Source organism: Deinococcus rhizophilus (assembly GCF_030271215.1).
Lineage (GTDB): Bacteria > Deinococcota > Deinococci > Deinococcales > Deinococcaceae > Deinococcus > Deinococcus rhizophilus.
The window spans coordinates 1-5,151 of the sequence record NZ_JASNGB010000197.1 but is presented as its reverse complement, the minus strand read 5'-3'; the positions used below and the strand labels follow the sequence as shown (position 1 = coordinate 5,151).

Here is a 5,151-nt window from a genome sequence, read left to right as displayed (position 1 = left end):
TCGGCGCTGCTGGGACCGTCCTGACGGCCCGCCGCCTCTTCCCGGCGGGGCTGCTGCGCTTCGGGGGCGGGCTGCCCAACGCGCTCGCGGTGCGGGGACTGGCGGCCTTCGCGCTGCTGGGGGCCAATTCCTTCCTGCCGCTGGCGCTGCACGAGCTGCGCGGTCTGTCGCTGACGGCGGCGGGGTGGGTCCTGAGCCTCGGCGGGGCCACCTGGACGCTGGGGTCGTGGGTGCAGGCGCAGGCCGAGCGCCGTCTGGGGGCCGGGTCCCGGCCGCTGCGGGTGCGGGTGGGCCTGGGGCTGATGGCGGCCGGGCTGCTCGCCAGCGCCCTGGCAGTGCTGGGCGGGCTGCCGCTGTGGACCGTCTACCCGGCGTGGGTCCTGGCCTGCCTGGGGATGGGCGTCGGCTACAACAGCAACAGTCTGTACGCGCTGGCCGCCGCCCAATCCGGCGAGTCGGGGCGGCTCTCCGGGCAGCTCGCCAACACCGAGGTCCTGATGGTGGCCGTCGCCGCCGGGGTGGGCGGGGCGCTGATCGCCCGGCTGCCGCTGGAGCAGGCCTTCACGCTCGCGTTCGGGGTGACGCTGCTGGCGGCCGCGCTGGGGTGGCTGGCAGCGGGGCGGCTGCGGCGGTAGGGCGCGAGTCGGAGGCAGCAAGGCTCCCGAGAGATCACGTCCCGGGGGCCCGAGACTCTCTCCAACAGCCCGGGGTTACTCCGGCTGGGTCGTCACGTCGATCGTCGGGTGCCGCTTCTCGAAGCGCACGTTCAGGACTCCTGCCGCGAGCTGCGCCTCGCCCGAGCCCGGCACGACGGCCTCGGGAAAGTGCAGGGTCCGGCTGAAGGTGCCGCTGGGGCGCTCGCCGCGCAGCAGCCGGGCGGGGGCCTCGCGGCGGCCCGCGACGGTCACGGCCCCGCCTTCCTCGTGCATCTCCAGGCTGGCGGGGTCCACGCCGGGCACGTCGAGCAGCAGCCGCAGATGCGTGTCCTCGTCCACCCAGTCGGCGGGCGGGGTCCAGGGACCTTCCAGGGCACCCAGCGTCTCGACCTCCTCCCGCAGGGTCATCAGCTGTTGCAACCGGGCGAGGACGGGTTCGTTCATGCCTTCCACGGTAGCACCGGGCCGTAAACTCGCGCGTGTGAACCCCTACGCGGTGAGCCGCAGATGCCCCCGACTTATAAAGCTGCGGAGAGTCGGTAGACACCGGCTGGCAGCGCTGGAAGACCGTCCGGTGGGTTGTTCGGGTGGTCTGGAACCAGAGCAGGTCGGGATGACGTCCGCCCCGCCCCGCCCCATTCCCGTCCTGACCGCCCCCACGGCGGCAGGAAAAAGTGCCCTGGCCCTCGCGCTCGCGGCCACCCGCCCGGTCGAGATCGTGGCCGCCGACGCCTTCACTGTGTACCGGGGGCTGGATATCGGCACGGCCAAGCCGGGGGCGGGGGACCAGGCCGCCGTGCCGCACCACCTTCTCGACGTGGTGGGCGTGACCCAGAGCTATGACGTGGCCCGCTACGTGCGGGAGGCCGAGGCGGCCATCGCCGGAATCCAGGCGCGGGGCCGGGTCCCGCTCGTCGTGGGGGGCACGGGCTTCTACCTCTCGGCGCTCTCGCGTGGCCTGCCGCTGACGCCGCCCGCCGACCGCGCGGTGCAGGCGGGGGTGGAGGCCGAGTTGCGGGAACGCGGCCTGGACGCGCTGCTGGCCGAGATCGCCCGCGTCAGTCCCCAGGAGGCCGGGCGGATGCAGGGCAATCCCCGCCGGGTGGTCCGGGCGCTGGAGGTCTACCGCCGCACCGGGCGCTTTCCGGGCGAGTTCGGCCACAGCCTGCCGCGCTTTTCCTACCGGGTCTTCGCCTTCACGCGGCCCGGCCCGGAACTGGAAGCCCGCATCGCGGCGCGGGTGGGGGAGATGCTCGCGGGCGGCTGGCCGGGGGAAGCGGCGTGGCTGGCCGCCCAGGTGTCCCCGGACGTGGAGCCGCGCCCCACCGTCTGGCAGGCGCTGGGCTACCCGGAAGCGCTCGCGGCCGCGCGGGGCGAGCTCTCGCTGGAGGAGGCCGCCGCCCGCATCACCCTCGCCACCCGGCGCTATGCCCGGCGGCAGCTCACCTGGACCCGCACGCAACTGGGCGCGGGGGTCGCCGGGCCGGAGGAGACGGCGGCGGCCCTCGCGGCGTGGCTGGACGTGGAGGTCCTCTAAAGTCGGCGCCTGCGGGACCGGGCGGCTAGACTGGAGGGGATCACTTCTTTCCCCATCCCCTCTGGACCCGCAGGAGGCCTGCCATGAAACCACGCGTTCTGGGAATGATTCTGGCTGGGGGGCAGGGCTCGCGCCTCGCTCCGCTGACCCTCAAGCGGTCCAAGCCCGCCGTGCCCTTTGGCGGCAAGTACCGCATCATCGACTTCGCGATCAACAACTTCATCAACTCGGGCGTCTTCTCGATCTACGTGCTGACCCAGTACAAGGCCCAGAGCCTGACCGAGCACATCCAGCGCGGCTGGCGCTTCGGCACCTTCCTCCAGGACTACTTCATCACGCTGGTCCCGGCGCAGATGTACCGCTACGAGGAACTCGGCGCGGTGTGGTACCGAGGCACCGCCGACGCCGTGTACCAGAACCTGCACCTCGTGGACAACTTCGGGGCCGACTACGTGGCGATCTTTTCCGGCGACCACATCTACAAGATGAACGTCGAGCATATGCTCCAGTCGCACATCGACGCCCGCGCCGACGTCACCATCGCCGCCTACCCGATGCCCCGCACGGAAGCGCACCGCTTCGGCGTGATGCATGTGGGCGACCGGGGCCGGGTCACCGAGTTTCTGGAAAAGCCCGCCGACCCGCCCGGGATGCCCGGCGACCCCGACATGACGCTGACGAGCATGGGCAACTACATCTTCTCGCGCCGGGCGCTGGAAGAACTGCTGCACACCTCCATCAGCGGGCAGGAGGACGGCTTCGATTTCGGGCAGGACGTGATTCCGAGGGCGCTCGCGGACGGCTACTCGGTGCAGGCCTACGACTTCCACCGCAACCCGATTCCCGGTCAGTCGGGGCCGAACCTCTACTGGCGCGACGTGGGGACGCTGGACGCCTACTTCGACGCCAGCCTCGATCTGGTCAGCGTGAACCCCGAGTTCGACATCTACAACCCGCAGTGGCCGCTGCGCACCAGCAGCGAGTTCTCGCCGCCCGCCAAGTTCGTCCACGAGGCCGAGGGGCGCAAGGGGCAGGCCTTCAACAGCTCGATGGCCGGGGGGGTGATCGTCAGCGGGGCCACCGTGCGCGATTCGATTCTCAGCCGCAACGTGCGGGCGCACTCGTACTCGCTGATCGAGAGCTGCGTGCTGTTCGACAACGTGGTCGTGGGGCGGCACTCGCACCTGCACCGGGTGATCGTGGACAAGGACGTGACCATCCCGCCCGGCACCACGATCGGCGTGGACCCCGAGGAGGACCGGGCACGCGGTTTCACGGTGACCGAGAATGGCGTGGTGGTGGTGCCCAAGAGTTACACCTTCTGAGCGCAGAGTCCCCGTTGACCTCTCCGCTCAACCCCTCCGCCCCTTCGGGGCACCTCTGCGGCGCAGCTGTGCAAGTCCCCTGAGGAGGGAGGCTTTCGTGGGAAACGTCCTCCAGTCCCGTGCGCTTCAAGGCTCCCTTTGAGGGGAGCTGGCCGCGCAGCGAACTGAGGGGTTGAAACGANGAGGAGGGAGGCTTTCGTGGGAAACGTCCTCCAGTCCCGTGCGCTTCAAGGCTCCCTTTGAGGGGAGCTGGCCGCGCAGCGAACTGAGGGGTTGAAACGAAGAGGTTCAGGAGTTGTCCCCCCCTGCCCTCCGCTACACTTTCCCCTGATGGAAGTCGGCGCGGAGGTGGGGGGGCGTTACCGCTTGCACGCCCTGCTGGGCGAGGGCGGCAGCGCCCGCGTCTACCGCGCCGAGGACACCCGGCTGGGGCGCGAGGTGGCCGTCAAGGTGCTGCACCCCCACCTGCCCGACGGCGACCGCGCCCGCTTCCTGCGCGAGGTGCGGACCCTGGCCCGCCTCTCGCATCCCGGCGTGGTGCCTGTCCTCGACCTGGGGGAGGCGCCGGGGGAGGGGGGAGGCCCCGCCCGCGCCTTTTTCACCATGCCGCTGCTCAAGGGGCCCGTCACGGCGCTGGGCCCGCTGGAGGACTCGCCCGCCTCGTTGACCCCCTTCCTGACGGCGGCGGGCTTCGCGTCGCGGGCGCTGGGCTTTATCCACGCGCAGGGGATCATCCACCGCGACCTCACGCCGGGCAACGTGCTGCTGGACGAGGCCCGGATGCCCCGGCTGATGGATTTCGGGCTGGTGGCGCTCTCCGAGCATTCGCAGCACCTCACCCGCAGCGGGGTCACGCTGGGCACGCCCGCCTACATGGCGCCCGAGCAGGCGCGGGGAGCAGGGGTGGGGCCGCGCAGCGACCTGTACGCGCTGGGCGCCGTGCTGTACCGGGTGGCCTGCGGGTCGCCCCCCTTTGTCGGGGACAGCGACCAGAGCGTGCTGTTTCAGCATGTCTACGAACCGCCCCCCGATCCGCGCGACCTCAACCCCGCCGTGCCCGACGCGGTGGCGCGGGTGCTGCTGGCGCTGCTCGCCAAGAACCCGGAGGAGCGCCCCGACAGCGGTGAGGCGGCGGCGCACCTGTGGGCGCTGGCCCGGCGCGAGGTCTGGACGGCCCACGCGCGGGGCCAGTACCGGGGTGGCCGCGCCCGCACGGGCGAGCACCCCGACGGCCCGGCCCGCGTCGGCACCCTGACCGAAGCCTGGAGCGTGCCCCTGCCCGGCGAGGTGACCTGGCCCGCCGCCGTGGTCGGCGAGGGTGACCTGCTCGCGGTGGGCACCCGGGGCGGACAGCTCGTGCTGATGCACACCTCCGGGCGGCCCTACGCCACCCACGCCGCCCGCGACGAGGTGACGGCCCCGGCGACCTTCGTGGGCGGGGACATCCTGTACGGGGCCTGGGACGGCACCCTGCGGCGGGTGCGGCTGCGGGGCGGCGAGCAGGTCTGGGAGCATCAGGCCCGCGCCGAGTTCACCGGGGCGCCGACCCTGTGGGGGGGCCGGGTCCTGGCCGCCAGCCGCGACGGGCACCTGCACGCGCTGAATGCCCGCACGGGCGACCTCGCCTGGGCGT

At 72.2% G+C, this 5,151-nt stretch carries 4 protein-coding genes and 1 pseudogene; 4 read left to right on the top strand and 1 reads right to left on the bottom strand.

Features of this window, described 5'->3' with window-relative positions:
• Positions 1 to 635: pseudogene (locus QOL99_RS14850) on the top strand (MFS transporter); the annotation flags it as partial.
• Positions 636 to 710: 75 nt separating this feature from the next.
• On the opposite strand, the gene QOL99_RS14845 reads toward QOL99_RS14850, so the two are convergent.
• On the bottom strand, positions 711 to 1,100 hold the full coding sequence (locus tag QOL99_RS14845; RefSeq protein WP_285524963.1) for an Hsp20/alpha crystallin family protein: 390 nt from the start codon (positions 1,098 to 1,100) through the stop codon (positions 711 to 713).
• Between the two features lie 169 nt (positions 1,101 to 1,269).
• On the opposite strand from QOL99_RS14845, the gene miaA reads away from it, so the two are divergent.
• The 3 genes from miaA to QOL99_RS14830 all read left to right on the top strand — a co-directional run.
• Complete coding sequence (miaA, locus tag QOL99_RS14840; RefSeq protein ID WP_285524962.1) at positions 1,270 to 2,193, top strand: tRNA (adenosine(37)-N6)-dimethylallyltransferase MiaA; 924 nt, start codon at positions 1,270 to 1,272, stop codon at positions 2,191 to 2,193.
• An 83-nt stretch (positions 2,194 to 2,276) separates the two neighbouring features.
• Complete coding sequence (glgC, locus tag QOL99_RS14835; RefSeq protein ID WP_285524960.1) at positions 2,277 to 3,518, top strand: glucose-1-phosphate adenylyltransferase; 1,242 nt, start codon at positions 2,277 to 2,279, stop codon at positions 3,516 to 3,518.
• A gap of 330 nt (positions 3,519 to 3,848) precedes the next feature.
• Positions 3,849 to 5,151 (top strand): protein kinase domain-containing protein (locus QOL99_RS14830; RefSeq protein WP_285524959.1); only part of this gene is annotated, 1,303 nt, incomplete at its 3' end.